We start from the raw sequence: 1,143 nt of genomic DNA, 5'->3' as shown, positions 1-1,143 counted from the left end.
AGGAGAACCCCTCATGTCCACACCCGCATCACTTCCGTATGCCTTCGTCGCCAAGATCGTCGCGGCCGATGGACAGCACGACGCGCTCGCCGATCTGCTCGCCGGCGCTGTCGCGCTCGCCAACGAAGAAGTAGGAACGATTGTCTGGTTCGCGGTCAGGACCCACGCCGACACCTTCTGGATCTTCGATGCATTCCCCGACGAGGCCGCTCGCGACGCCCACGCCAACGGCGCCATCGTCGCAGCCCTGATGGCCAACCAGCACCTCCTCGGCGCAGCACCCGAGATCCTGGCGGCCGACGTCCTCGCGTCCAAGCTCCCGTAGTCCGCCAACGCACGAGACGATCGCGCCCCGCCGAGCCGTCGCCAGGTCGCGACGCAACGCCACGCTGCGTTGCCGAGCGGTGCGAGGCCTATCGGCACACGGACAGGATGCCGGCCGCGAGCGCTCAGCCGGCGAGGGTTCCGTCGCAGAGGAGAGCGACGTCGGTGTCGGGCAGAGCCGTGAGGCCAGCGCATCGCGCGACCACCAGAACCGAACCGCCCCTGCCCTGCGTTTGTGCAGGTCAGGGGCTGTTCGCCGGAGCCGCCTGTCGGAATCGAACCGACGACCTAATCACGTCGGCTCTGCGTCTATCGCTTGATGCGCCCACTGGGCGAACGAGCCGCTGACCTGCGCAAACGCCGAGCGTGGGGGACGCCGCCATCCGGTGGTGACCGACGACGACCGACCAGTACCGACCGTTTCACCGGAGCTCGCGGCGGCGTCGAAGCCGAGCAAGCTCCATTCCTTTAGCTCACCGCGCCCTCCTCCTCACCGGTCCCGTCGTCGTCGAAGACGTTTCAGGGGTCTTCTCAGATGAGGGTGTAGGTCGGCCGGGCGCGTCGGTCCGCAGATAGACGTCGAGGTCTCCCGACGACGGAGGTTCCTACGCCATCCATCCGAAAGACCTCGACGTGTCCGACGCTACCCCGCCGGCCGGCTTCGGCCGCCCTGACCTGACCGCCTTCGCTCGACTCGACGGCCTCGGTCTGAGCGTGACCGGGCAACGACTTGAACCGGATCGTGCGGTCCTCGCGTGCCGCGTGGTGGAACCAGATCAGTGGTGCCGACGGTGCGGCAGCGAAGGCGCTGCTCGTGAC

1 protein-coding gene and 1 pseudogene are annotated in these 1,143 nt (G+C 67.9%); both read left to right on the top strand.

All coding sequences use genetic code 11. The annotated features are described in order from the left end of the window. Positions 1–13: 13 nt before the first annotated feature. On the top strand, positions 14–325 hold the full coding sequence (locus tag ASU23_RS12105) for a putative quinol monooxygenase (protein ID WP_003941073.1): 312 nt from the start codon (positions 14–16) through the stop codon (positions 323–325). A gap of 632 nt (positions 326–957) precedes the next feature. Next, a pseudogene (locus ASU23_RS33345) lies at positions 958–1,143 on the top strand (ISL3 family transposase); the annotation flags it as partial.

Origin of the sequence: Rhodococcus sp. KB6 (assembly GCF_001445685.1) — a bacterium.
Taxonomy (GTDB): Bacteria; Actinomycetota; Actinomycetes; order Mycobacteriales; family Mycobacteriaceae; genus Rhodococcus_F; species Rhodococcus_F qingshengii.
Note: the sequence above shows the minus strand (reverse complement) of the source record. Positions and strands in the feature narration are given on the sequence as shown.

Coding starts and splice junctions, on each gene's coding strand:
- ASU23_RS12105 (WP_003941073.1), top strand. CDS start 14: ATGTCCACACCCGCATCACTTCCGTATGCCTTCGTCGCCAAGATCGTC.